This is a genomic window from Mycobacterium sp. 050128 (assembly GCF_036409155.1).
Lineage (GTDB): Bacteria > Actinomycetota > Actinomycetes > Mycobacteriales > Mycobacteriaceae > Mycobacterium.
In genome coordinates this window covers 323562-349556 of the sequence record NZ_JAZGLW010000002.1, presented here as the reverse complement: position 1 = coordinate 349556, position 25995 = coordinate 323562, and the positions used below count along the sequence as shown (strand labels likewise).

The window sequence follows — 25995 nt, the reverse complement described above, 5'->3', positions numbered from 1 at the left end:
TCATGCCTGAATTCGACTACGAAAAGCTGAAGAAAGAAGCCGAGCAGTACATCAAGTTCGAGAAGGACAAGAAGAACCGGATCGCCTACATCACCTTTGACCGCCCGGAAGCGCAGAACGCCACCAGCCTGGGCATGCGGCAGAACTACGCCGACCTGATCCACAAGTGCAATGTGGACGACGATGTCAAGGTCGTCGTAATCCGCGGCGAGGGCCAGGATTTCGGTAGTGGCGGTGACCTGCCCGAGCAGCGGCCGATGCTGGAGAACCCGGGCCTGCCGCTGCACCACGAGCTCGCAATCAACGACGACGACGTCAAGTACCCGCCGGGTGGGTCGTACCGTTACCTGTCCACCGTGACCGACTTCTACGCTAAGGCGCGTGCCGGTAACCGTCCGCTGCAGGAGCTTCGGAAGATCAGCATCATCGAGGCCAAGGGCTACTGCTACGGCTGGCACTTCTACCAGGCCGGTGACGCCGACCTGGTGATCTCCTCCGACGATGCCCTGTTCGGCCACCCGGCGTTCCGTTACGTCGGTTGGGGACCCCGGCTGTGGTGGTGGGCCGAGACCATGGGACTGCGCAAGTTCTCCGAAATGCTGTTCACCGGAAGGCCGTTCAGCGCAAAAGAAATGTACGAGTGCGGATTCGTCAACAGCGTGGTGCCTCGTGACAAGTTGGAAGCCGAGACCCTCAAATACGCAATGGCGTGTTCACGATCGCGTCCAACCGACACGGTCGCCGTGCAGAAGACCTTCTTGGAGCTCTACAAGCAACACAAGGGCGAATACTTCGGGAGCCTGCTGACCGGCATGGTCGAGGGCATGTTGCCGATGATCAAAAACGATGCGGAAGAAGTCGACCTCACCGGTGGCACCTTCGAAAAGGGTCTCAACAACGTGGTGAAGGACAACGACATGAACTTCCCGCCGGAGTGGCGCCTCAGCCGCTCGGGGCGCGCGAAGCCCTGACCGTCTCGGGAGAGCTCGCATGTCGGCGCTGACGGGTTTCAGAGTCGTTGAGCTGGTGGGCTCGGTCGCAGGGGAGTACTGCGGAAAACTGCTGGCCGACTTCGGCGCCGAGGTGATCAAAGTCGAGGCGCCGGGGTGCGGCAGTTCCACCCGGGCGTTTTCGCCCATCCTGGGCGACGCCGCGGGGCATGACGGCAGTGCCTTGTTCGCGTATCTCAACACGAACAAGAACTCCGTCGAGCTCGATGCTGGCGACCCGCGGTTGCACGCGTTGATCGCCAACGCCGATGCGGTGATCGACGAGGGCGCGACGCGCTTGGCGGCCCGGTACCCGAGTGTGATTTTCTGCTCGATCACCCCGTTCGGCCTGAACGCCACACCGGAGTACGCAAATGCCAAAAGCATCAACGTCTTTCATGCCAGCGGGTGGGGATATCACACTCCCAGCCATCCGGACGTCAGTAAGCCGCCGCTGCGGGGACCGGGGCGCTTCATGGCCGACTACGAAGCCGGACTCGAGGCCGCACTCTGCGTGGCCTCAACGCTGTTCGGGCGGCTGCACCACGGCCGGGGTGAGGCCATCGACATCTCCCAACATGCCGTGCTGGTCTCGCGCGCCGATTGCATTCTGGGCCGCCTGATCACCGGCGAAGTCCCCGCCCTGGGCGCCCGCGACGACTACGACCAGCAGGGCCCGGCGTCGTTCTTTGCCTGCGCCGATGGTTTCGTCTACCTGTACATGACCAGCCGCGCGCACTGGCTCGGCGTCAAAAAGTTGATGGGGCAACCCGAATGGCTCGACGAATTCGACGACGATTGGCTCGAGTTCTCGGTCACCGCGGAAAAGGTCAAGGCATTCCAGCAGGGCTTCGGGGCGTGGGTCCGCGATCTGCCCAAGGAGACGGCAGCCGACGAAGCTCAGCGCATGGGTGTGCCGCTCGTTCCGGTCAACGACGCCGCCGATCTCCACGCGTCGCCGCAGTACCGGCACCGCGGTTTCTTTCAGAACGTCAGCCATCCCGTGCTGGGCGATGCTGCCTACCCCACGGTGCCCTATCTGCTGAGTGCATCGCCGGCGCAAATCACCTCTGCGGCGCCGACTCTCGGTCAGCACACCGCCGCGATCGTGAGCCGCCTCGATACGAGACGCACGCCGCCCATGGTGCGAGTACCGCAGTTGAAGCCGCCGAAGACCCCGCGGGGTGGGCCACTGGAGGGGGTTCGAGTCGTCGAGCTCACCAAGGTGTGGGCGGGTCCGTACGCCGGCAAGCTGCTGGCGATGCTGGGCGCCGAGGTCATCAAGGTCGAAACGGCGGCCCTGCCCGAGGAGATGCGCGCCTACGGCGGCACCGACATCAACCACGCGCCTTTCTTCCTGAGCATCAACCCCGAGATCCTCAGCGTGGACTTCGATATCAAGTCGGCCGAGGGCATGGCGCATCTGCGTGAACTGATCGCGCGCAGTGACATCGTGATCAACAACTTGCGGCCGGGCGCGATGGAGCGCCAGGGCTTGGGCTATCGGGAGCTCACCGAGATCAAACCGGACATCATCTCGGTGTCGATCAAAATGTGGGGCAACGACGGGCCGCTCGGTCACCAGACCGGCTACGCGCCTTGCTTCGCCGCCCTGGCCGGACTCGCACCGCTGGTCGGCTACCCGGGCGGGCCCCCGCTCGGAACGAGCATGCGGTACGGAGATTCTACGGTCGGCGCCGCGGCCGCATACGCCGCCGTGGTCGCGCTGCTCCATCGCGAGCTCACTGCCACAGGACAATTCGTCGACATCTCGGCCGTCGAAACCCTCTCCTCGATGATCGGGGACTGCCTGCTCGAACAAAGTCTCACCGGACGACGCCTCGGACCGGACGGCAACAATCACCCTGATATGTGTCCGCACGGCTGCTATCCCTGCGCGGATGGCGCCTGGGTCAGCGTGGCCGTCGCAGGCGACGACGAATGGCTCCGGCTGTGCGACGTGGTCGGTGCCCCCGCGCTGGCCGACAATCCCCGCTACGCCACATCGAGCGGCCGACGTAGACACGTCGACGCGCTCGATGGTGACATTGCGGAGCTGACCCGGGACCTCGATGCCGAGGCGCTCGCGCATCGGCTGCGGGCCGCGGGAGTGCCGGCCACCAAGAGCGCCAACGCAATTGACGTGATCGCCGATCAGCAACTCTGGGATCGCGAGTTGTACCGCTTCGTCTCCGATCACCGCGAAGGCCAGCGCCCGATCCTAGGGCCGGCATGGCGGATGGCGCGCCAGCCGGCGCGCGTCGAGCGAGGCGCACCCGACCTGGGTGAGGACACCGACTACGTTCTCCACGAAATACTTGCTGGGGCACCGACGTTTGGCGGGTTATGACCGGAACACTGACACAGACCGCGGCACTGGTTACCGGTGCGAGCAGCGGCATCGGCGAAGCGACCGCCAAAGCGTTAGCGGCCGAGGGTGCCGCGGTGGCGCTGCTTGCACGCCGGGCCGAACGGCTGGCCGACCTGAAAGCCGAGATCGAATCGTGCGGCGGTACAGCGCTGGTCGTGCGCGCTGACGTCACCGATGCCGAACAAGTGGCCGCCGCCGTCCAGCGAACCGTCGCGGAGCTGGGGCGCCTCGACATTCTGGTGAACAACGCCGGCCTGATGCAGTCGGCACCCGCGACCGAGGCGCCATTGCAGGACTGGGACCAGATGGTGTCCGTCAACGTGCAGGGCGTCCTCTACACCACCAAAGCGGCACTGCCACATCTGATCGAGGCGGCCGCCGATTCACCACGCGGCGTCGCCGATCTGGTCACCATCAGCTCTACCGCCGGCTGGGTAGCCCGTCCCAACACCGCGGTCTATTCGTTGACCAAGTTCGGCGTCAACGCCTTCAGCGAAGGCCTGCGCCAAGAGGTACTCGGCAAGCGCGTCCGGGTCGGCGTCGTGGGTCCCGGCACAGTCGATACCGAAATCTTCAGCCACCTGGCCGACTCGTCGCGGGAGGCATTCGAACGCCAAACCGCCGGCATGGTCAAGCTGCGGCCCGAGGACATCGCCGATGCGGTGCTGTTCATGGTGACCCGTGACCGCCGGGTGGCGGTCAACCACATGCTGGTGCGTGCGCGCCGCCGAACAGACGTGGTAGTCGCTTGAATTCGCAATGGGTCACCGGTGACCAGTCGGGGCTGACGTTTCCCGCAGACCCCGCGGCGTTGCGCGAAGGCGGCGCCCGGTTTCTCACCGACGCATTCCGGGCGTCCGGGGTGCTCACCGACGGCAATGCCGTCGCCCGAATTACCGATTTCGGCGAGATGCCTGGCGGCAGCACGGGACGCAAGGTCATGTTGTCGATCGAATATGCCGACGCCGCGCCCGGTTTGCACACCGACCTCTTCGCGAAATTCTCGCGCGATTTCGACAATCCGATCCGCGATCGAGGCAAGACGCAGATGGAGCCCGAGGTGCGATTCGCCTCGCTCTCGCGGACACCGGGCTTTCCGATCGCGGTGCCCAGCACACTTTTCGGCGACTATCACCAACGCAGCGGTACCGGAATACTGATCACCGAACGAATCCGGTACGGTGACAACGGAATCGAGCCCCAGTATCACAAGTGCGTCGATTACGAGATGCCTGAACCGGTCGAGCACTACCGTGCGTTACTGGTCGCGCTGGCCCGGCTGGCCGGAAACCATCGATCCGGTCGGCTACCCGCCGAGAAGACCGCGCACTTTCCACTGGATGTGCAGGCCGCGACGGTGGGAGAGCGAGCGGCGCTGTCCATCGACAAGCTGGAACGGCGGTTGGACCAGCTGGCCGAATTCGCCGACACTCATCCCGGGCTGCTGCCCGCGAACGTCCGCTCGCCGGAATTCCTGGCACGGTTGCGCGACGAGGTACCCCGGGTCGCCCGCCACGAAGAGGCGGTCATCGGCCAGTTGGCCGACGACGGCGACTATGTCGCGCTGTGCCATTGGAACGCCAACATCGACAACGCGTGGTTTTGGCGCGACACCGACCACGCACTGCACTGCGGTCTGCTGGACTGGGGATGCGTGAGCCAAATGAATCTCGGCATGGCCGTCTGGGGCGCCATGTCCGGCGCCGAAACCGAGCTGTGGGTCGACCATCTCGACGAGCTGCTGCAGTTGTTCGTCACCGAAGTCCGTCGTCACGGCGGCCCGCAGCTCGACCCGGCCCGCCTGCGCCGCCATACCCTGCTGTACGCCGCCGCGATGGGAATCGCGTGGTTGCTCGACGTTCCGGCCTTGATCCGCAAGCGATTCGGAGCTGATGCGCCCGGCACCCGTAAGGACCCGCGGATCCGAGAGGACGAAAGCGTGCGTGCGCCACTGCAAATGCTGTGCAACCTGCTGAGCGTCTGGGAGCAATACCGGGTGGGGGAGTTGCTCGACGAAGCCCTGGAAGAACGCGGTCGCGTGAGCTAGGAGCGTCGTTGTCGTTGCCGGCAGGCAATCCGCGTCGTGCCGGATGCGATCGGAGTAGTGTCCAGGTCTCGACGGCACTTCGAATTTGGCCAACACCGAGATCATGCACCTATTCGCGGTCTCGGAGAGACCTGACCGTCTGAGGCTCAACTGGGACGGTGGCAATGACGCTAGAAAATGTATCGCTCGGCGATGCCAGGCTTCTCGGCAACTCGCTCGGCTAGTCGTGGCGATCCAACAGCAACTACTCGCTGCCGTCGAGGGCCACCGTGGCACCAAGGCCGCTGACCGCATATGTGAGGCGTGCGTCGTTCATCTCAACATCGACGCCGCTGCCATCTCCCTGATCTTTGACGGCCTGCCGACAGGGACCCTTGGCTCCAGCAGCGCTTGGGCCCGCAGGCTCGACGAACTCCAGTTCACCCTCGGCGAAGGGCCATGCGTTGACTCCATCGCGCAGCGAGCCGCCGTCCTGGTCGTCGACCTCGCCGACCCGGTCGAGCGGCGCTGGCCCGCATTCAGCCCGGCGATGCTCGCGCAGCAGATTCGTGGCGTCTTTGCCTTGCCCGTCGTCGTCGCCGGCGAATACGTCGGCGCCCTTGACCTCTTCTGCCACCAGCCCGGACCCCTCGACCACGAAAATCTCGCAGGTGCCGTCGCTGCCGCCGACGTTGCCGGCATCCCTCTTCTCGACCTCCTCGGCGCCGATTTCCAAGCCGCTATCGGCGATCCGAGCAGCAGCGCCTGGACCGATCTCAACGCGCTGTCCCGCGCCGAGGTCAGCCAGGCCACCGGGATGCTCGTGGCCCAGCTCGATATCGACCCCGCCGAGGCGCTCGTCCGACTACGCGCACACGCCTATGCCACCGGGCGCAGCGCCACCGACGTCGCACGCGACATCCTCGACCGCCGAATCCAACTCGAATCCGACTAACGCCTTAGGAGGGCAACGTGACCGACACCCCCCGTGAAACCCGCGTGCTCGCAGCCGTGGTCAGTCTGGTCGACAGTTTGCTCGACGACTTCGATGTGGTCGACCTGCTCACCGAGCTCACCGAGCGGTGCGCCGAACTGCTCGACATTGCCGCGGCGGGTTTCCTCCTGGCGGACCCGTTCGAGCAACTCCGCCTGCTGGCCGCCACTTCCGAGCAAGCCCGCGAAATCGAACTCTTCCAGCTCCAGGCCGACGAAGGACCATGCGTGGACTGCTACACCACGGGCCGGCCGGTCTCCGTCGCTGAAGTGGGGGCCGAAACCGATCGCTGGCCTGCGTTCGCAACGGCCGCGCGCGATGCCGGATTCGCATCGGTGCATGCCGTCCCGATGCGCGCGGCCGGCGCTGTACTCGGCGCTCTCGGTCTGTTCGGCAGCCGACCGGGCACGCTGACGGAATCCGATCTGCTTGTCGCCCAAACGCTTACGCATATCGCTTGCGTCGCGATCATTCAGCAGCATCCACTCACACCGTCCAGTGTGCTGCCTCAGCTACAGTCGGCGCTTGCGAGCCGCGTCACGATCGAGCAGGCAAAGGGCTTCCTCCGTGAGCGCCTCGACGTCGAGGTCGAGGAAGCCTTCGCCATCATGCGTACCTATGCCCGCCGTCGGAAAGAACACCTCACCGACGTCGCCCACCGGTTGATGACTGAGCCCGGATCCCGGGCCACCCTGGTATACGAACTATCGGAACTCACCCGCTAACCCCGACGCGTGCGGGCACGCCGAGCCGCCTCCTCGACCAGTTGCCCTGCCACAATATGAAGCTTGACGTTCTTATGTTGGCTGAGGTCGCTGAGCCGCTCGAATGCCTCCTCCGCGCCGACGCCGGAACGGCTCCGGATTATCCCGATCGCCTGATCGATCACCGCCCGGCTCACCAATGCTCGTTGCAGTCGCTCCGTGCGCTCGCGCGCGCTCGCCAGCAACTGCGCGTGGTACACCGATACCGCCGCCGGCCGCGCGAACTGTGACGCGATCTCCACCGCATGATCTGCGAACGCGTCGCGGCCATATGCGTATGAGTTGATGGCGCCGATCACCTCGTCGCCGACCAGCAGCGGCAGGGCCAGCACGGAGTGCACGCCCATTCGGGCGACCCGCCCGCCGAAGTGCGGCCAGCGCGGGTCGCTTCCCAGGGATCCGCTGACCGTGGGGCGTCTCGACCGCATGCAGGTTATGCATGGGCCCTCATGGAGATCTTCGTACTGGGCAGTATCGATTTCTTCCACGAACGCCGCCGTCACCGCCCACGTCTGGACTTGCGGCCTGTCGTGATTGGACTTGATCAGCGTCACGCCCGCGCCGTCTACCGCGGGAATGGCCCGTGCCGCAAATTCAGCTACGTCACTGAGGATTTCGCCTACCTGTCGCGCGCCGGCCACGATCCCGGCAACCCCCCTCAGCCCTGCATGCAGATCGATTTCGTCCGCTTCGAGCTGCGCCCGTGACAGTGCGGGCTGGGGTCGCTCGCGGCCGGGTTGAGGATCGTAGTCGGTCATGGTCCCAGCCATTTTAAGCTGGTCGATGGGCGACCAATCAATCAACGAGTGCCAACGCGTGGGCACGACGCAGCTTCCCCGACGGCGTCTTGGGGATCATCCCCGGGGCCACCACCACGACCCGGTGGGGGCGCGCATCGACCTCGGCGAACACTTCGTGCGCCACCTGTTGCTCGATGCGCTGGACTTCTGCGGGCTGTTCCCAACCGTTGGACTCGACCGCCACGACGAAGGTCTCGCGAGTTAATCCCGCGTCTAACCGCACCGCCACCACACAACCCGGTCGCACCCCTGGCACCCGAGTTCCGGCTCGTTCGATGTCGGCCGGGTAGATCTTGCGACCGGCCATGATGATGACGTCCTTGACCCGGCCGCAGACGACTATGTTGCCGTTCTCCGTCACATAGCCCAGGTCGCCGGTGTCGTACCACCCCTGATCATCTTGCGCCGCAACGAGACCGGCCACGGTGACATATCCTTCGGTCACCGATTCGCCACGCAGCTGGATGACGCCGACGCCGCGAGCCGGCAATATCGCGCCGTTCTCGTCGACGATCCGCACGGACGTGCCCTCCAGTGGTCGGCCGAGACATGCCAGCCGGCGGGTACGACCCTTGGTCGCAGGGATTGCCCGATGCAGGACAGCGAGCACATCGGCGTCCACTTCGTCGACGGTCATCCCGTCACCACAGTCGGTGAACGAGACCGCCACGGTGGCCTCCGCCATTCCGTACGCGGGGACGATCGCGGCCGACTTCAGCCCGAACGGTGCGCCGGCGTCACACAGGTCCTCCACGTCGGCTGGGTTAACCTGCTCGGCGCCCGAAAGTGCCCACCGCAGCGACGACAAATCGAACTGTCCCGGCGTGGCCTGCCGACGTAGCCGCTTGGCGAACAGGTTATAGGCGAAGTTCGGCGCAGCCGTCATGGTGCCCTTGTACTTGTCAATTAGCTTGCCCCACAGCAATACATCGCGCAGAAAGTCCATCGGGGTGATCTTGACCAGCTCGACACCGTAGTACATCGGAACGGTCAGATAGCCTGTCATGCCCATGTCGTGAAAACACGGGAGCCAGCTGACGATCACATCGTGGTCAGCGTCGACATGCGCGCCGACGAACATTGCCTCGGCATTGGCAACGAAGTTCGCATGGGTGATCCGGACCGCCTTCGGGGGCCCGGTAGAGCCGGAAGTCAGCTGCAGAAATGCAACGTCATCGTCGTCAGTGTCGACCGGTTCGATCCCTTGACCCTCGAAAAGCCGCGCAATGGTAAGCACATTCAGGCCCGATCCGGTCAGCAGAGCAGAGGCCGGCATGAACGGATCCGAGACCAGAACCACCTCCGCTCCGATCATCTGGATAACAGCGATGGTCTCCGCGGCCCAACGCTGCAGGTTGGTTCGGGGGGTGGGCTGATGCAGCATCGTGAGACTGGCGCCGCGCATCCAAATGGCCTGGGCGGCCGGCGCGATCTCAACCGGAGCCGCCGCCAGGACGGCGACAGCGTCACCGTGTCCGATTCCTGCCCTAGCCAGGCGGCCCGCAACTTGGCGGGCCCGCTGGTGTACTTCAGCCCAGGTGTGCCGCATTGGTGCGTCTGGTTCGCCGGTGACCATGCCCATCACGCTCCATTGGGCGCTGGCGAACATCGTGTCGGTAAATCTGCTCACGGAAATCCCTCTTGCTCCGGTGCACCCGCTCGGCGCATTCGCCTCCGAGTTGGTGGCTTCGTCTGACGCGGATTCGAACCCGAAGTGTCGCGTTTAGAAAAGACGAGAAGACCGGAACAAGCGGCGGGGACTTCGGATCACCACCGTGACGTCTTCCAAGGCTGGAGAATCAACCAAAGTCACACCGTACCGTCTGCCGCGACCGACTGCAGCAAGACCTACAAAAGCATGTGGAGGTGCCCTGCTGGAGCTTGCCGACGTGAGTTGCCGCCGCTCGAAACTGACAGCCAAATCCTTTCTAACTTTGTTGCCAACGGGGGTACGGTGAGCTACAGCGACGGAATTAGGGCCGGTTGCGTCCGTCTTTCTGACGCCAGATGACCGTTGGTGCAACTGTGGTGTTAAGCAGTCAGCATCAGACTGGCCGTTGTCGACTCCGCTGTGTGCACAACCGCAGCAATGCAAACGTTTGTAACACCTCGCCGCAAAGGTCGCGCGGCTTCACATCGGAGGTCTCGTGCGCTGACCGCCGAGCAGAGCAACAGAGCGACGGCCCCTTAGCTCGTGTCGCCCCAGGACGGGCTCGTGGTCAGCACGTCGGTGCCGGTGTCGGTGATGTGGACGGTGTCGCGGCGGAACACCGCCCCGATGCCTTGTTGCCATACGTAGCCGGTGACCGCCAGGACCATGCCCGCCTCGAGCTGGTCGTGTTCGCCCGCTGCCACCAACGTCTCGGACACCACCGGGGGATCGAACCCCAGGCCCAATCCGTATGCGATCGGCATCGGCGGGATCGGTTCCCCGGCCGCCTCGTATGCGGCCAGCAGATCGCGGACGGACGCACCGGGACGACAGGCGGCCAGCATCTTGTCGTACAGCGTGTTCGACCTTTCGAACAGCGCACGAGCGTCGACCGGGTCGCCGACGGGCCAGGTGCGGCCCACCTCGGCGACATAACCGTTGGCCAGTGCTCCGGCGGCGAATGCGACGAGGTCGCCCGGCCGGGCCTCGGCGTCACCGCGACGCCACGGCCGCTCCCGCGAGGTCACCCACGCGGCGTCTTGGGTGGCCGGGGTGCTGACCCCGCCCGCGGCCATCGCCTCCATCATGACCCCGGCCAGCGTCCGCTCGGACACTCCCGGCGCCAATTCGCCCAGGGCAGTGGCGAGTCCGTGCTCGGCGATCCGCAGCGCACTGTCCATCGCCGCGACCTCGTCGGGCGTCTTGATGCGCCGCGCCGCCCGCATCGCCGGCTCGGCATCGACGAGCTCCGCAATTGGGAATGCGCCGGGCAACAATGCGGCGAAAGTCGGTGTGATCGCGTCGGTTCCGACCCGCCGCGCGGCCTCGGCGCCGTCGACCTTCTTGAGCACGTCGATCAGCGTCATCGGGTTCCAGGCCAGCCCGTAGAGGTGATCGTGGTCGATCTCCTCAGGCACCCCTTCGTCGTCGGTGCTGTTGAGGTAGATGTCTCCGGTGGCGCGCACCAGCACGCACATCGGACCGAACGGCCGGGTCCCGGCGATCCAGAGCTGTGGCGCGCCAGTGACATAGCGAATGTTGGCCTGGCGGCCGAGCACCAGTATGTCGAGGGCGTGTTCGTCCATTTGGGCCAGTACGCGGTCCCGGCGCCCGAATCGTAGTGCCCGGGTGTCGGGCAGAACTTCAGTCGCCATAGGGCGTGTAAGGGTAGTCGGTAATCGGCGCGTAGCCGTCTTCGGTGATCACCACGATCTCCTCACTGCGGTAGCCTCCGGTTCCGTCCTCCCACATCACGGGTTCCAGAACCAGAACCATGCCGGGGGGAAACACGAAGTTGTCGTCGAACTCCTCGCCGAGATCGGTGCCGATCATCGGCGCTTCGGCGGGATAGGTGCCGATGCCATGGCCGAGATAGAAATGCGGCAGCCACGGTTTGCGACCACCGTTAGCCGCGATCGCCGCCCGCGCCAAATCACCGGATGTCACACCGGCTTTGGTCACCGCCAGCACGGCGTCCAGCACCGTGCGCCACTGACGGAATTGATCTTGCTGCCGTGGGGTCGGCTTTTCACCGACCACCCAGGTCCGGCCGAAATCGGAGCAGTACCCGTGGTAAGTGATGCTGATATCGGTCCACAGCACATCGCCGGCGGCCAGTTCGCGGTCGGTGGGCAGCAGCGGCAGCGCAAGATCTCCGTGCGTAGTCCAGACACCGGCTGCCCGAGAACTCGGCATCACCTGCCAGATGGCCTCCAGCATGTTGGTGGTGGCCCCGAGCTCGAACGCGCGACGTACCAAGGTGGCCGACAGATCGATCTGCCGCACTCCCGGCTTCAGCGCCTTCTGCACGTCGACGATCGCTTGTTCGGTGATGCGGGCGGCCCTGCGCAGACAGGACAGCTCGTCTCGGGTCTTCACCAATTGCGCGGTGCCGAGCACGATCGCGGCATCCGTCGGTGGCCCCGCGGGGAATAGTTTCGGCGCTGCCCGCCGCATGGCCCCGGTGAGCTCGTCGACGGCGATGCTCGCTCCCGGCGGGATCAGACCGGCCAGCTGTCGCGCGAATTCCTGGACGCCGTGGTCGAATTCGAGGTAGGCGGGGCCGTGCAGATGGTCGTCGGGTACCGGCGACTCCGCCGACGATCCGCTGCGCAACGGCATGAACAGGTGCGGATGCTCGTCGTCGGCGAGCACCACCGCGACGGGGCGCTCCACATGCGAGAGACCGGCGTCCAGCAGCGGCCAGCTGGCTCCCGTCGCGTAACCGACGTAGCCGTTCATCAGCAGGATCAGCGCGTCGACGCCGTGCTCGGCCATCGCGGATCGCAATCGGGCCCCGACCTCCGTGCGCATGCGGGCCCAGTCCGGCTCGTCGGGCGCGTCGAGGACCGAGCGTCGGGCGGAAAGTGTCTTCGTCATGCTGAAATCCCCAGGAATTTCTTGATGTTGCCGCCGACGACACGCACGGCGTCCTCGGGTCCGACGGCGTCCACCACGGCGGCCAGCGACCTCTCCGAATAGCCGAAAGTGCTTTCGTTGTGCGGATAGTCGGACGACCACATCACCTTGTCGATTCCGATCTCGTCGATCTGTCGGAGGCCAAGACCGTCAACCATGAACGAGGCACACATGTGGGTGTCCCAGTAGTAGCGGATGTCGTGCTCGGGCTGATGCCGCAGCATGTGCTGGTAGGAGGCCAGCACGTGCTCGGCATCTTGCAGAGCCGTTGGCACCCAGGCGATTCCGCCCTCGAACCAGCCGACGCGCAGGCGCCGGTGCCGGTCCAGGATCCCGCCGAAGATGTACTTGGAGAACATCTCCCGAAACGAGTCGATGTTGACCATCATGGCCACCGCGACGCTGTTGACCTCGCTGGGAAACTTCGGCTGACTCTCGCCGATATGGTGGGTGATGGGCAGGCCGGCTTCCTCGATCTCGTCCCACACCGCGCTCATCGCCGTGCTGGAGTAGTCGATGGGCTGTCCGTTTTCGTCGTTACCTGGGTTGATCGGCATCAGAAATGTCTTCAGCCCCAACGATTTCAGTTCCATCAGCGTGCGGCGGGCCCCACGCGGATCCCACCAGTTGATCAACCCTACCCCGTAGCAATGGCCGTGAGAGCGGTCCTGGACCGCGGCGATGTGCTCGTTGTAGACGCGGAAGATGCGCTCGCGGATCTCGTGGTTCGGGTGGTGGAACAGCGCCAGCACCGCGTTGGGGAAGGCGAGTTCCTTGTCGACGCCGTCCTCGGCGAGTTCGCGAATCCGGGCTTCGACATTGTTGGTGGCCGCACCGGCGAGATCGTCGTATTGCATAAGCACCGCGCTGAAATCGCCGACCACCATGGACTGTCCGGGCTGGCCAAGCAGATACGCGCCATCCTCGTACCAGATCCGCGGTGCCTGATCCTTCAGGTCGGCGGGAAACTGTTCGTAGAAGATGTCGTCGGCTACCGAGATGTGGTTGTCGGCGGAGAACACCTCGGTGCCGGCCGGCAGGCCGGTGTTGAATTCCGCGGCCCGGCCGTGCCGGTGCTTGGGCGCGCCGATCATGCCTTCGGGGTAGAGGGTGTTGGCTGGGCTGGACATCATCGTCCCTTCGTTGGGATCACTTCTCGGTACGGATCACCGGGTGAGCCCGCCGATCTGTGCCAGGTCGGCGAGGTACTTATCGATCAGCTGCCGCGAGACATGGGGGATCGCGCGACCCGAGTGTTCGACCGCGGACTGGAATCGCGCGCCGGATACCGGTGACCCGGCCATAGCGAGCATGGGTTCACGGTAGACGTCCAGCACGGTCAGCACCGACTGGGCGCGCTGCCGCTCGGGCAGAGCCCCCATCGCCGTCTCGAAGCGGGCGAGCCAACTCGAGTAGTCGTCGATCTTTTCGACCGGATAACCCGCGGCGATGATCCAGTCGACGAACGTGTCCATCGAGATGCCGCCGTCGTGCGGGTTGGTGGTGTTGTACGTGGCGAAGCTGCTGCCGTGCCGCGGTCCGATCGCGGCTATTGCGTCGGCGAGGAAGTCGACCGGCAGGCCCTCGTAGTGCGGCCTGGCGTCGCCTGCCTGGTAGAACGACCGCGGGGCGACACCCGTGGCCACCAGGCTGAACAGCAGGCGGGTGAAGATGTCTGGCACGTTGAGCTGTCCTGCATAGCGGCTGTCGGCGAGGATCATGCCCGGCCGGAACACCGCCACCGGCAATCCGCACAGATCGTGGGCCTCGCGCATCAGCACCTCGCCGGCCCATTTGCTGATCCCGTACCCGTTGGCGTAACTGTCACTGACCACACACGCGGGGACCGAACGGCGGATGTCGGTGTCTTCATCCACGAGCTGGTGCGCCACGGCGCTGACGCCCAACGTGGAGATGTAGTGGACCGGCTTGAGTTTGGTGGTGATCGCCAACCGGATCACCTCCGCGGTACCGACGACATTGGGACCGAACAGCTGCTGATAGGGCAGCACGTGGTTGACGTGGGCGGCCGGGTGCACGATCAGGTCCACGGTCTCGCTCAGGCGCCGCCAGGTCGCGTCGTCGATCCCGAAGCCGGCCTCGCCGATGTCACCGGCCACGACTTCGAGATGGCCGTCGGCCAGGGTCCGGAAGCGGTCGAGCAGCTTGGGATCGGAATCCAAAGCGGCCTCAATGCGCTGACGAGCGTGTGCGGCATCGGCGCCGCGCGTCAGGCACACGAGTGTGCCACCCGAATCCGCCAGTCGTTGCAGCCATTCCAGCCCGAGGAACCGACCCAGGAAACCGGTCGAGCCGGTAAGCAGGGCGGTGCGGATCTCGCTCGTGGGGGCGGGCAACGACGTCGCCGCCTTCAGGATGTCGTCGTCGATGAACTTGTCCAGGCGTAGGTCGCAGGCCGACACCTCGTGACCGGCGCCGTCGTGCACGGAGGCGTAGGTGGGCCGCAGCACATCGGAATTGCGCTGGCGGTCAATATGATTGGCGATGCGGAGCAGATCCCCGGTCGGGTCGATCACCACGCCCACCGAAACCTCAACACCGTAGATGTCGGTCAGCAGCGTCGAAAAGGTCAACGCGGACAGCGAATCGCCGCCGAGATCGATGAACCTGGCCTCCGGCGAGACATCGCCCGCCGGCACGCCCAGGGTGGCCTGTACGGCCTTACTGACGGTCGCCAGCACCGGCTGGTCGGCGCCGCCGGTGCGCAGGGCACGCAGCTGCTGCAGTTGGTCGTCGGCCATGGCCGCATAGAGCTGCTCCAGGCGCTCGCCATAGCGCTCTTTGAGCTTGGGCCGCAGGAACTTTCCGACACCGGACAACAGGCCGTTGGCCAAGCTGAACGGCTCGGTCTCGATCAGGAAATCGCGGGGGATCTCATAGCCGTTGAGCCCGTTCTCACGTGCGATCTGTCGCAGCGAGTCGGCGATCATCGAGGTGCCGACGCCAGCGTCGTGCGGCACGATCACGGCAAGCAGGAAGGAACGTTCGCTGTTGCCGTAGATGTAGATCTGGTGAATCAACGAGCTGGTCGAGTACAACGCCTCCAGCCGCGAAACGGCGACGAATTCACCCTGTGCCAGCTTGATGACGTTGTTGCGCCGGTCGACGTAGCGCAGTTGGTCCGGCCCGACCTCGGCCATGATGTCGCCGGTCTTGTAGTAGCCGTCCGCGTCGAACGTCGTGGCCGTCAGGTCGGGGCGGTTGTAGTAGCCGGCCATGAAGCGAGCCGACTTGACCGCCAATTCTCCACGGGGATAAGGCTTGTCGGTGTTGAAGTAGCCGAGCTCGGGAACGTCGAGCAGCTTGTAGTCGATCACCGGCGGTCGCAGCACGTGCTCGTCGGCCACGATCATCCCGCCGGCGATCTCGGTGGACGAATACCCGATCAGCAGGTGCTGGTCGAGCACGATCTCCATGAACTCCTTGATTTCCGGGGACAGCGCCGCCGATCCGCAGCCCACCGCCAGCACGCGTCCGCCCAGAATCTGCTCGCGGATCGCGGTGGTCAGTTCCTCGGCCGTATCGTCGGATGCGCCCCCGGCCAGGCTGCGCCGGTCCAGCTCGCGCTGATAGTGGTGGTAGAACATCTCGCACACCCGGGGAACCAGACTCATTGAGGTCGGCCGCACCAGCGCCAAGTCGTCGAACAGCGTCGACAGATCGCTCTTGGCCGCGAAATAGCTGGTGCCGCCGTTGGCCAAGGTCAAAATCACGTAGCCGTACCCGATCAGGTGACTCATCGGCATGTAGCTCAATGTGATGACCGGCTGATCCGACTGTGCGAGCCAGGTGCCGATGCACAGACTCTCGGTGAACATCGCGCCCTTGGGTGTTCCGGTGCTCCCAGAGGTGTAAAACACCCATGCCAGCGGATCCTCGTCGGCCCCGGCCACGTGCAGCGGCGGGGCGGGCAGTGATTTGCCATGCGCGACAACATCATCGAGCGTTTCGATAGTCAGGCCGGTGCCCGTGGCGGCCAGCCGGTCGCGCGCGGCCTCGTAGCCGGCACGCTGATCGTCGTCGCGGGGTTCGTAGTCGAACACGATCAGCCGCTGCGGCGCGGTGCCGCTCCGGGCTGCCTCTAGCACTGTTTCCAAGGCGATCTCGAGGTTATCGATCCCGACGGCGAAGATTCGTGGTTGGGTCTCGTTGAGGATCGGCGCATGCTGAGCGGCCGGTGCGCTGGTCTGTAACGGCACCACCACCGCACCGAGGTGAATGCAGGCGCACTCGATCGCGGTGTAGTCGATGCTGGCGAAACCCAGCATGCACACGAAATCGCCGGTCTGCGCCGGGTGCTGTTCGTGATGATGCCAATCGCCGGCCACCGCTTGGACACGCGCCCACAGCTCCGCGTAGCTGACGGTCTCGAAGCGCGACAGGAAGTTCAGTGTCGAGCGTCCGGTCGCGGGATCCGTAATCACTTCGCGCACCCGCCGTCCCAGCGCCGGCCGCTCGGCGTAGCCCCGCAACACGGTCGCCATAACCTCGCCGATCCGCAGCCCGGGAGCGCGTGCCGCGGCTGCAATGTGCTCGTCGGGGCGGGTGGCGCTGAATTGCGCGTCCTCGGCATAGAGTCGCTCACGCCGGCGTGCCAGCCGTTCCCACTGGTCCTGCTGGGCGCCGGGATCCTTTACGTCAGAGCGGCCGACGAACGCCATAGTTCACCACTTCCCTGTGTCGAAGCCGTCCCGGCCGGTCCGGTCAGTCCGGATAGCTGACGCCGGTGAGTTCTTCGGAGAGCTGCCAGAGTCGCTTCATCTCGATTTCATTGCGTGCGAGCCGCGGGACGCGGGCGAATGTGACTCCGCCCCCGGCAGTTTCGTAGAAGCCCCGCGGTCCGTAGTAGCGGCCACCTTCGGCATCCGGCGAGACTGCCGCGTACAGGGTTGGCTTGATGCCCTCGTCGATGTCCAGCCACATGAAAGGCAATAAACGCCAGGTCAATTGGGTCAGTCGCGCCTGTAGCGTCGGTTTGTCCCGTCCATACGAGGCCCCGCTGAGCAGGTTGGTCTTGCTCAGTCCCGGGTGCGCGGCATTGGACATGACGCCCCAGCCACCCCGGCCGCTGCGCCGGTTCAGTTCGACCGCGAACATCAGCTGCGCCAGCTTGGCGATGCCGTAGGAGACCATCGGTTTGTAAGCGTGCCGGGCGTTGGGGTCGTCGAAGGTCAGTTTCGGTTGGGTGGCGGCGATGCTGCTCACCGTCACGACGCGCGACGACGTCGCGGCGCGCAGCAGCGGCAGTAAGTGCGCGGTGAGAGCGAAGTGGCCCAGGTGGTTGGCGCCGAATTGCAACTCGAATCCGTCGCTGGTGTGCAGCAGCTCCGGCGGGGTCATGACGCCGGCGTTGTTGATCAAGACGTCGATCGGCCGGCCTTCGGCAGTCAGCTCTTCTCCCAGTGCTGCAACGCTTTCCAGCGATGCGAGATCCAGCTGCTTGATGCTGAGCTTCGCGGCGGGAAATTCGCGGCGTATCTTTGCGATCGCGGTCTCGCCCTTGGCGTTGTTCCGGATGGCCATCACGACGTCGGCGTCCGCGGCCGCCAACCGCTTCGCGAGTCCGAATCCCAGACCGCTGTTGGCCCCGGTGACAACCGCACGCTTACCGGCCAGATCCGGCACAGTCAGCGTCAGGTTCGGCTTCACCATGTCACGGGAAGCTCGTAGACGCCGTAGGCCAACGTGTCGTGCTTGAACGGCAGCTCCTCGACCGGAACGGCCAGCCGCAGGGTCGGCACCCGGCGCAGCAGCGTGGGCAGCGTGATCTGTAATTCCATGCGGGCCAACTGCTGTCCCACGCACTGGTGGCGGCCGTAACCGAATCCGACGTGCGCACCCTGATCGCGGGTCAGGTCCAGCCGGTCGGCATCCGGGAACTGGCGGTTGTCCCAGTTGGCCGGTGCGACATCGAGAATGATGCCTTCTCCCGCGCGGATCGTCTCCCCGCCGACTTCGATGTCCTCGATGGCGATGCGACGTTGACCGGTTTGGATGATGCTCAGATACCGCATCAGCTCCTCGACAGCATTGGCGATCGCCTTCGGATCTTCGGTTTCGACCAAGAACTGCCGCTGATCGGGATGCTCGAGCAGGGCCGCGATACTCAGACTGATCATGTTCGCGGTGGTCTCATGGCCCGCGATCAGCACGCCGACTGCGAGTTGGGTGGCTTCGCGCACGCTGATCTCTTCGGCGTTGACCCGTTCCGCCAGATCGGACACCAGATCCTCCGAGGGGCTTTCCATCTTGAGCCGAATCAGCTTGGCGAGGTACTTCGCCAACGACGCCGCGCCCTGGGCCGTGTCCTCCTCGGTCGCGTAGCGCCCGGTGCCACGTTGAGCTTGTTCCTGGAAGAAATCGGCGTCCTCATAAGGCACACCCAGCATTTCGCTGATGACCAGCGTCGGGACGGGCAGCGCCAGCGCGCTCACGATGTCGCCGGGGTTGGGGCCTGCCAGCAACGCGTCGATCCGCTCGTCGACGATCTTCTGTACCGCGGGGCGCAGTCCTTCGACCCGCTTGAAGGTAAAGGGTTTTGACAGCATCCGGCGATAGCGCGTGTGTTCCTCGGCGTCGGAGGTGAACACCGAGCGCGGCCGTTTGTGCACCGTCGCCAGCATTCCCTCGTTCCAGTGCGGATAGCCCGGCAGCCGATCGTCGACGCTGGTGCGCGCATCGGTGAACAGCGAGCGGATCGCGTCGTAGCCGTGAATCAACCACGGTGTGCTGCCGTCCCAGATCCGCACCCGGCTGAGCTGCTTGGTTGCGTTGAGCGCCAACGATTCCGGGGGAGGGGCGAATGGGCAGCTCGCGGCCCTCGTCATCGGGAAGTCCGGAATGTCGGTGGCTGGATCAGTTGAGACGTCGGTCATCGCGCTCCTTGTTTTCACCGCTGGTCGGTCAGTCGCCCGCTGAACTCACATGAACCGGCGCGCGCCACAACCCGACGATCGCGTCGATCAGTCCCTCACCGGCGACCGGCCAACTGGAACGCGATCGCGGCCCGTGCTCGGCCAGTGCGCCTTCGTGCTCGGCGCACGTGTGCATCAGCAGGTTTCGGACCATGACGATCCGTTCGGATCGCACTCGCTTGGGCAGGTCGGGCAGGCATCGGTTGATGCCGTCGATGGTCTGCACCAGCCTCGGCGACATCAGGGCGTCTTTGGTGACGACATGGTGATAAGTCGGGTCGGCCATCGCCTGAGCGGCGAACCTCGCATACCAGCTCGGCGTGCCCAGCGCGGCCAAATGGTCGGTGAGTGGCCGCACCAGCGTGCTCACCCAGTCGCGCAGCTCGGTGGAATCGCCGATGTCGTCCAGCATCTGCGCGCGGAGTTGTTCTATCGGCTCGCGGTGCTTGCTTTCGATCGCGCGCAGCAGTTCGGTCCGGGTCCCGAAGTGATAGCAAGCCGCGGCGTTGTTGCCCTGCCCGGCCGCCTCGCTGATCTGCCGGTTGGACACGGCATACATTCCGCGCTCGGCAAACAACCATTCGGCGGCCGACAAGATCGCCTCACGCGTACCCATCGACCGGTCAGAACGTGCTGTCCGCTCGGCTTTCACCGCCTCAGTGAACACTGCGCCGCCGATTAAATCAAGCCATTTATTTAATGCGTGTCAGGGCCCGTTTCATCGGCGCCCGGGTTACCGGAGGTGGTGGTAAGTCGTGACGGCTTGGAGCCGCCGCCACAGCCGACCGACACAGCGGCGAACGTCAATCCGGCTGTGGCCGATGCAATCAGGCTCGGAGCGCGTGCGGTCGACGGCGACCCTGGCTCAGCCGCCGAGCCCCTTCTTCACCGCCGCATCCTGCTTTTGGCCGATGTCGTTGATGAAGTCCGGTGGCGGCAGCGTGTCGGGCGGGCCGTCGAATTCCAGCGTGACAAAGGCCTTGCCCTCGGTGAACAGCAATACCGCGATGCCCTTGTTGTTGTCGGGCGAGTTACCCGAGACCACTGTTCCGTCGGTGCCGATCTTGACCGAGTCCGTGGTCGGATGCTTGATCGCGCCGCCCTGTGCCGATTTCGCGGCGTTCAGTGCGCTGGTCGCCGCACCGGGGTCCGGCAGTACCTGGATGGTGACTTTGATGGTGTGGCTGTTGTCTTGGGTGTTGAATGTCGTCGCGGCGCCGGGCTGGCCGTTCGGATTGTTCGTCGGCGGCGTGCCGGTGAAAGGCACCGGCGCGTCGATATCGGTCACCTGGATCAACCAGCCCGTGTAATCGACCGCCGGCGCTGCGGGCGCCGAGGAGGTCGGCGCCGCGCTGCTCTTGCTGGTTGACGAGGTGGCCGATCCCGATGTCGTCGGCGAAGGCTTCTGATTGCCGCCGCAGCCGGCCACGGTCAACGCCAGCGCTGTCGCCACAGCGACCCCCGCAACCACCGGTTGTGAAAGCCTCATCGCGTCGTGCTCCTTCCAGGCTCGATCTGGCAACGGAGTCGATTTCACCCCAAAGGCACAGTACAGTGCGCGTGTCGTCAGATCGGCTGGGCACCGATGTCGCGGCCTATTCCAGCTGATCGCGCAGGGACGCCAAGGTACTCGCCAAAATGCGCGACACCTGCATCTGTGACACCCCGATTCGTTTCGCGATCTGGCTCTGCGTCATCGATTCGAAGAACCGCATGTGCAGAACCTCTTGTTCGCGGTCGGAGAGCGCGGCTATCAGGGAACGGACCGCTTCGCGGTTGGTGATGTGGTCGATCTGGGGGTCGATGCCACCCACCGCGTCGGCGACCACACGACTGCGCCCCGATGAATCGGCGCCGACCGGTGCGTCCAGGGACTCCAGCTGGTAGGCGTCGCCGGCAACGAGGCATTCGACGATCTCGTCGTGAGCGACCCCGAGCTCTTCCGACAGCTCGCGGGCCGTCGGTGCGCGGCCCAGTCTCTGGACCAAATCTGCCGTCGCTCTGCTGATTTGAACATGAAGCTCACGCAACCGGCGCGGCACTCGCATGCCCCAGCTGTAGTCGCGGAAGTGGCGCCGAACCTCACCCATCATGGTGGGAATCGCGAAGCCGATGAAACTGGGCCCTTTGTCGGGGTCGAACCGGTTGATGGCGTTCATCAGGCCCAGCCGCGCGACTTGGGTCAGGTCGTCGAGACCCTCACCGCGTCGTCCGAAGTGACGAGCGACGTGGTCCGCCAGCGGAAGACACCTGTTCACGATGCATTCGCGCTGACGGTGGTACTCGTGCGATTCGGCCGGCAGGGTGCGCAACACCAGAAACATGCCGATGACGTCGTCGTAGGAATCGTCGTTACGAGTGGTAGCCGGCCGGGTGGGCCGGGGCGGGGCAAGGACTTCGGTCATCTGGTCAACCGCCCCCTCGCAACTGCAGGTGTGGAGACAGCTGTGCACAAACGGATTCGCATTGCGGTACTTCCTTCGAAGTCGCGTGCAGTGAGGTTTCGCAGGCGAATGCCGACACCCCGCTGCAACCGTCCGTTGGACACGGATCGGTTGTTCGCAGCGCACGGAGCACCGAAGTAAGGGACCGGAAGATGTTGATCGCCGGAGCCACAGCCCAGCAGCCGTGCGGCTGACTGACCGCTTTTAGCTAAACGGCGACGTGTCCAGAACGGACTCAAGTTCCGATCCTACGCCCCCCGAGCCGGATCGGCGATTGTTCGCCGAATACCGGACGCCGAGCAACCTCGGGTGGCCCGAACCGGCACCGTCGACGAGGGTCAACCCCACCCGCGTACTGTTCGGCAAATGTCGGGAATCGGCGCCACCCGGCGCTCCTCTAAGCGTTATCGGGAACACGCTGGTTGGAGCCCGCGCCGATGAGCGACCAGGACTTACTCACCGGACGCGGCGCGGTGGTGTCCGGCGGAAGCCGCGGCATCGGCCGCGCGGTCGTCGAACTGCTTGCCGAGCTGGGCGCCGCGGTGGTGGTCAACGGCCGCGATGCCGATGCCGTGACGGACACCGTCGCGGCGGTCACGGCGACGGGCGGCCGAGCCACCGCGGTGATCGGAGCCGCCGACGACGAGGCCGTCGCCGCCGCGCTGGTGGAGACCTGCCGCGACATGTTCGGACGATTCGACATCCTGATCAACTGTGCCGGTATCGCCGAGCCGCCCGGCTCCTCGATCCTGGACATCTCGCCTGGCGACTTCAATCGCCTGTTGGGCGCCCACATCGGCACGGTCTTCCATACCTGCCGGATCGCCGCGCGCGCGATGGTCGAGCAGGGACACGGGACGATCGTCAACACCAGCTCGGTGGCCTTTCTGGGCGACTACGGCGGCACCGGCTACCCCGCGGGCAAGGGCGCCGTCAACGGCTTGACGGTGGCCATTGCCGCCGAGCTCAAAGCCAAAGGCGTGCGGGCCAACGTGGTGTGCCCCGGCGCACGGACACGCCTTTCCACCGGAGACGACTATGAAAAGCACATCGCGGATTTGCACCGCCGCGGATTGCTGGACGACGTGACGATGCGGGCCTCGCTGGATAGTGCCCCGCCCGCGTTTGTGGCACCGCTCTACGCGTATCTCGCCAGCGACCTGTCGCGCGACGTGACCGGTCAGATCCTTGTTGCCGCAGGCGGATTCGTCGGCCGGTTTGATCGCCCGGTCCCGTCCCTGCTGGGCTATCGCGACCACCATGATGCCGCGCCGTGGGGGATCGAGGACCTGCACAAGATGATCGGTGCGCGCCGCTAGCCGCAACCTCGAAATTGACATCCCGTGTTGTCCGAAGGGATCGCCCGGCCGAGATGCGGTGTGTGACTTCACTTCGGGTAGTGACGGATTCGGCCTTTTCCGATTGTGCCGGTGCCCGGCTGGCGTCGCGCATATCTCCGTCGCGGACAGCAATTCGAGTGCCCTCTGCCTTGAACCGATTCAAGCGTGCTTGCGTGTCCAGGAGAGTGACGAGCCGAAGCAAGATCGCTGACCACCCACTGGGGCGCAGGACCAGAGGGCGGACACAACAGCGCGATCGCGCAAGCGCCAGCAGCCACATCAGCTGGCTCCCGTCCTCGAAGGCGCGGTCCGGGCGACCACTTAAGGTCCTGGTGATCGGTGCGGGAGTGAGCGGCATTTCGGTTGCCCGGGGATTGCTCCGGGACGGCCACGACGTCACGGTCTTCGACCAGCGCACGGATACGCGCGCAGGCGGGGGCGCGATCACCATCTGGTCCAACGGTGAGACGGTATTGCGGCAGCTGGGCGTCGACATGGATGGGGCCGGTCAGCTGCTGTCCAGCGTGCGTTTGCTCACGTCGAGCGGGCGCCGAGTCGCCACGCTGGACGTCAACGCGATGGTGCAGCGCTTGGGCGCGCCCGTTCGGATGGTGCCACGCCGGGTCCTGCTGGAACGGCTGCTGACGGACTTTCCGGCCGATCGCATCCGCTGCAACGCGCGTGCCGCCCAGGTCATCACGATGCCCGACGGCGTAGCGGTCGGGCTCGAGGACGGACGCGTGGCCGAAGGCGACGTGCTGATCGGCGCCGACGGTCTGCATTCGGTGATCCGGGACGTGGTCGGCGCGCCGGCCGCCGAGCCCACCGGCTGGTGCAGCTGGCAGGGGCTGGCCAGCGTGCCCGAGATCGTCGACAGGCAGACCGCGTATCTCGTCATCGGCGCTACCGGGAACACCGGTGTCTGGCCGGCCGGCGGTTCCTACGTGCAGTGGTGGTTCGACATGCCGTGGTCCCACGACTTCATTCGGCCACATCGCCCGATCGAAGCGATCCGGTCGACCTTCGCCGGCTGGTCTGATCCGGTCGATCGGGTCCTCGCGAAACTGACCGACGACGATTTGGCCCAGTCGCCCTACCCGCATTTCCGGCATCCGATGACCGCGCCGCTGAGCGCCGGTCCGGTGACGTTGCTCGGCGATGCCGCGCACACGATGCCGCCCACCTTCGCGCAGGGGACGAATCAGGCGCTGCTCGACACCATGGTGTTGTGCAAGACGATTTCGGATCTGGACGCCGGCAGCTGCCGGGCCGAGCTATCGCGCGCGCTGCGCTCATACGAAAAGACCCGGCGACACCAGGTGGGCGCGGTGTCGGCGGTGGCTTCGCTGCAAGTTTCACATCGCGAATCCGTGTTGAGACCGGCGGCGTTCCTGCCGGATCGGTTGCACACCTGGGCATTGACAAATTTCGTGCGGATGACCAGCCACCCGCGTATGGCGGCGGAGATGGATCGCGCGCTCGCGGCAGCAACTTCGACTAGGCGATGCCCACGGTGACCGCGCCGCACGTCGTCGGGATCCAACCGGCCCACGCGGAGGTCGAGACCGTCCGCGTGCGAGCCGATTTCGACGCGCCGTCGCGCTGGCTTTGGCTCCTAAAGTGGTGTGTGCTGGCCGTGCCGCACTATCCCATCCTGATTGTTCTCTATCTGGTGTATCCGATCCTGACAGTCGTTGCCGGCGTGGCGATCCTGTTCACCGGGCGGTATCCGCGCCCGATCTTCGACTTCAATGTCGGTGTGCTGCGCTGGTCGTGGCGAGTCATGAACTACCGGTTCCCGATGAACAGCACCGACAAATATCCGCCCTTCACCCTGGCGGCGCGGCCCGACTATCCGGGCGAACTCGATGTCGAATATCCCGAGCACCTGACGAATTGGGCCGTCCTGGTGAAGACGTGGTTGTTGGGCGCCCCGCAGGTCCTGTTGTGCTGGGCGATGGAGCCGCTGCTTCAGGTGCTGTGTGTGATGTCCGCGGTGGCGTTGTTGTGCACCGGCACGATTCCGCAGGGCATCTTCGATCTGTTGATGGGCATTGTGCGATGGCGCTACCGGGTCGCGGTGTATGTATCGTTGATGCGTGACGAGTACCCGCCTTTTCGAATGGACTTAGGTAGCCGCTACGCCCGGTAATCCGTTGTTTCCCTACATATATCGGTTCGGCCAGCCGGTCTTCGATCGCCTCTTTTACAACCGGTATCGCCGAGACGCGATGGCGCACGCGACCGGCCGGCTGCTAATGGTGGGGCTGGGGCCGGGAGCCGACCTGAAGTTCGTCCCGTCCGCGGTGACTTCCATCTCGGCGGTCGAGCCGGTGGCCACGTTCCGGCAGATGGCGTCTCGTCTCGCAATGCGCAACGGCATCGCGGCCGATATCGTCGAAGGTACCGGCGAGTCAATACCTTTCGGCGACAACAGTTTCGACTCGGTACACATCGGGTTGGTGTTGTGCTCGGTCGACGACGTCACTGCGACGCTGGCCGAGGTCCGCCGGGTCCTGATGCCGGGCGGCCGACTGGTCGTTCTCGAGCACGTGCGCGGCGAGGGCGCGACGGGCCGACTCCAGGATCTGATCGCCAAGCCGTGGTCCTGGTTTGCTGCGGGGTGTAAACCGAACCGGCGCACCGTCGACGCGATCGCGGCCGCCGGATTCGATACCGCGGGGCTGCGCAGCCTCCCGCGCACCCCGGTGCCGTTTCCGTGCAAACCCCATCTGCAGGGGTTCGCCACGCTCGTGGAGTAG

At 65.2% G+C, this 25995-nt stretch carries 20 protein-coding genes and 1 pseudogene; 10 read left to right on the top strand and 11 right to left on the bottom strand.

The window, feature by feature from the left end; all coding sequences use genetic code 11:
• Positions 1–2 precede the first annotated feature (2 nt).
• The 6 genes and pseudogenes from SKC41_RS19035 (at position 3) to SKC41_RS19010 (ending at position 7105) form a co-directional block, all read left to right on the top strand.
• Positions 3–971 (top strand): enoyl-CoA hydratase/isomerase family protein, encoded by a 969-nt coding sequence (locus SKC41_RS19035; protein ID WP_330979236.1) that lies wholly within the window; start codon positions 3–5, stop codon positions 969–971.
• A pseudogene (locus SKC41_RS19030) lies at positions 968–3339 on the top strand (CaiB/BaiF CoA transferase family protein). The gene SKC41_RS19035 and the pseudogene SKC41_RS19030 overlap by 4 nt, the downstream one beginning before the upstream one ends.
• Entirely contained in the window at positions 3336–4112 is a 777-nt protein-coding gene (locus SKC41_RS19025) for an SDR family NAD(P)-dependent oxidoreductase (RefSeq protein WP_330979235.1), read from the top strand. The pseudogene SKC41_RS19030 and the gene SKC41_RS19025 overlap by 4 nt, the downstream one beginning before the upstream one ends.
• Positions 4109–5407, top strand: coding sequence for a hypothetical protein (locus SKC41_RS19020; protein WP_330979234.1), 1299 nt, complete (start codon positions 4109–4111; stop codon positions 5405–5407). The genes SKC41_RS19025 and SKC41_RS19020 overlap by 4 nt, the downstream gene beginning before the upstream one ends.
• Positions 5408–5633: 226 nt before the next feature.
• The gene (locus SKC41_RS19015; RefSeq protein ID WP_330979233.1) at positions 5634–6341 is read left to right on the top strand and encodes a GAF and ANTAR domain-containing protein; all 708 of its coding nucleotides are present in this window, start codon (positions 5634–5636) and stop codon (positions 6339–6341) included.
• Between the two features lie 17 nt (positions 6342–6358).
• Entirely contained in the window at positions 6359–7105 is a 747-nt protein-coding gene (locus tag SKC41_RS19010; RefSeq protein WP_330979232.1) for a GAF and ANTAR domain-containing protein, read from the top strand.
• On the opposite strand, the gene SKC41_RS19005 is transcribed toward SKC41_RS19010, so the two are convergent.
• From SKC41_RS19005 to SKC41_RS18955, 11 genes are all read right to left on the bottom strand, one after another.
• Positions 7102–7902 carry a GAF and ANTAR domain-containing protein gene (locus tag SKC41_RS19005; protein WP_330979231.1) on the bottom strand — a complete coding sequence of 267 codons (801 nt, stop codon included), beginning with the start codon at positions 7900–7902 and terminating at the stop codon, positions 7102–7104. The genes SKC41_RS19010 and SKC41_RS19005 overlap by 4 nt on opposite strands.
• A 37-nt stretch (positions 7903–7939) precedes the next feature.
• Entirely contained in the window at positions 7940–9574 is a 1635-nt protein-coding gene (locus tag SKC41_RS19000; RefSeq protein ID WP_330979230.1) for a fatty acyl-AMP ligase, read from the bottom strand.
• 557 nt (positions 9575–10131) lie between these two features.
• Entirely contained in the window at positions 10132–11250 is a 1119-nt protein-coding gene (locus SKC41_RS18995) for a M24 family metallopeptidase (RefSeq protein ID WP_330979229.1), read from the bottom strand.
• Entirely contained in the window at positions 11240–12475 is a 1236-nt protein-coding gene (locus SKC41_RS18990) for a M24 family metallopeptidase (RefSeq protein WP_330979228.1), read from the bottom strand. The genes SKC41_RS18995 and SKC41_RS18990 overlap by 11 nt, the downstream gene beginning before the upstream one ends.
• Positions 12472–13644, bottom strand: coding sequence for an amidohydrolase family protein (locus SKC41_RS18985; RefSeq protein WP_330979227.1), 1173 nt, complete (start codon positions 13642–13644; stop codon positions 12472–12474). Before SKC41_RS18985 ends, SKC41_RS18990 begins: the two co-directional genes overlap by 4 nt.
• 36 nt (positions 13645–13680) lie before the next feature.
• Positions 13681–17196, bottom strand: coding sequence for a carboxylic acid reductase (gene car, locus SKC41_RS18980; protein WP_330979226.1), 3516 nt, complete (start codon positions 17194–17196; stop codon positions 13681–13683).
• Positions 17197–17239: 43 nt separating this feature from the next.
• Positions 17240–18187 carry an SDR family oxidoreductase gene (locus tag SKC41_RS18975; RefSeq protein ID WP_330979225.1) on the bottom strand — a complete coding sequence of 316 codons (948 nt, stop codon included), beginning with the start codon at positions 18185–18187 and terminating at the stop codon, positions 17240–17242.
• The gene (locus tag SKC41_RS18970) at positions 18181–19410 is read right to left on the bottom strand and encodes a cytochrome P450 (protein ID WP_330979224.1); all 1230 of its coding nucleotides are present in this window, start codon (positions 19408–19410) and stop codon (positions 18181–18183) included. The genes SKC41_RS18975 and SKC41_RS18970 overlap by 7 nt, the downstream gene beginning before the upstream one ends.
• 28 nt (positions 19411–19438) lie before the next feature.
• Entirely contained in the window at positions 19439–20116 is a 678-nt protein-coding gene (locus SKC41_RS18965; protein WP_330979223.1) for a TetR/AcrR family transcriptional regulator, read from the bottom strand.
• Positions 20117–20314: 198 nt separating this feature from the next.
• Complete coding sequence (locus tag SKC41_RS18960) at positions 20315–20938, bottom strand: hypothetical protein (protein WP_330979222.1); 624 nt, start codon at positions 20936–20938, stop codon at positions 20315–20317.
• A 106-nt stretch (positions 20939–21044) separates the two neighbouring features.
• Positions 21045–21854 carry a SigB/SigF/SigG family RNA polymerase sigma factor gene (locus SKC41_RS18955; protein ID WP_330979221.1) on the bottom strand — a complete coding sequence of 270 codons (810 nt, stop codon included), beginning with the start codon at positions 21852–21854 and terminating at the stop codon, positions 21045–21047.
• A 476-nt stretch (positions 21855–22330) separates the two neighbouring features.
• On the opposite strand from SKC41_RS18955, the gene SKC41_RS18950 reads away from it, so the two are divergent.
• The 4 genes from SKC41_RS18950 (at position 22331) to SKC41_RS18935 (ending at position 25995) form a co-directional block, all read left to right on the top strand.
• A complete protein-coding gene (locus tag SKC41_RS18950; protein WP_330979220.1) occupies positions 22331–23212 on the top strand; it encodes an SDR family NAD(P)-dependent oxidoreductase in 882 nt (293 codons plus the stop codon).
• Positions 23213–23511: 299 nt separating this feature from the next.
• Positions 23512–24750: an FAD-dependent oxidoreductase gene (locus tag SKC41_RS18945; protein ID WP_330979557.1), complete on the top strand. Its 1239-nt coding sequence runs from the start codon at positions 23512–23514 to the stop codon at positions 24748–24750.
• Between the two features lie 56 nt (positions 24751–24806).
• The gene (locus SKC41_RS18940) at positions 24807–25385 is read left to right on the top strand and encodes a DUF4389 domain-containing protein (RefSeq protein ID WP_330979556.1); all 579 of its coding nucleotides are present in this window, start codon (positions 24807–24809) and stop codon (positions 25383–25385) included.
• A 79-nt stretch (positions 25386–25464) separates the two neighbouring features.
• Positions 25465–25995, top strand: a complete 531-nt coding sequence (locus SKC41_RS18935) for a class I SAM-dependent methyltransferase (RefSeq protein WP_330979219.1) — start codon at positions 25465–25467, stop codon at positions 25993–25995.

Excerpts from the sequence above, each read along its gene's own strand:
- SKC41_RS19035 (WP_330979236.1), top strand. The coding sequence starts at position 3 with ATGCCTGAATTCGACTACGAAAAGCTGAAGAAAGAAGCCGAGCAGTAC.
- SKC41_RS19025 (WP_330979235.1), top strand. The coding sequence starts at position 3,336 with ATGACCGGAACACTGACACAGACCGCGGCACTGGTTACCGGTGCGAGC.
- SKC41_RS19005 (WP_330979231.1), bottom strand. The coding sequence starts at position 7,902 with ATGACCGACTACGATCCTCAACCCGGCCGCGAGCGACCCCAGCCCGCA.
- SKC41_RS18995 (WP_330979229.1), bottom strand. The coding sequence starts at position 11,250 with ATGGCGACTGAAGTTCTGCCCGACACCCGGGCACTACGATTCGGGCGC.
- SKC41_RS18990 (WP_330979228.1), bottom strand. The coding sequence starts at position 12,475 with ATGACGAAGACACTTTCCGCCCGACGCTCGGTCCTCGACGCGCCCGAC.
- SKC41_RS18985 (WP_330979227.1), bottom strand. The coding sequence starts at position 13,644 with ATGTCCAGCCCAGCCAACACCCTCTACCCCGAAGGCATGATCGGCGCG.
- car (WP_330979226.1), bottom strand. The coding sequence starts at position 17,196 with ATGGCGTTCGTCGGCCGCTCTGACGTAAAGGATCCCGGCGCCCAGCAG.
- SKC41_RS18975 (WP_330979225.1), bottom strand. The coding sequence starts at position 18,187 with ATGGTGAAGCCGAACCTGACGCTGACTGTGCCGGATCTGGCCGGTAAG.
- SKC41_RS18970 (WP_330979224.1), bottom strand. The coding sequence starts at position 19,410 with ATGACCGACGTCTCAACTGATCCAGCCACCGACATTCCGGACTTCCCG.
- SKC41_RS18960 (WP_330979222.1), bottom strand. The coding sequence starts at position 20,938 with ATGAGGCTTTCACAACCGGTGGTTGCGGGGGTCGCTGTGGCGACAGCG.
- SKC41_RS18955 (WP_330979221.1), bottom strand. The coding sequence starts at position 21,854 with ATGACCGAAGTCCTTGCCCCGCCCCGGCCCACCCGGCCGGCTACCACT.
- SKC41_RS18950 (WP_330979220.1), top strand. The coding sequence starts at position 22,331 with ATGAGCGACCAGGACTTACTCACCGGACGCGGCGCGGTGGTGTCCGGC.
- SKC41_RS18935 (WP_330979219.1), top strand. The coding sequence starts at position 25,465 with ATGGCGCACGCGACCGGCCGGCTGCTAATGGTGGGGCTGGGGCCGGGA.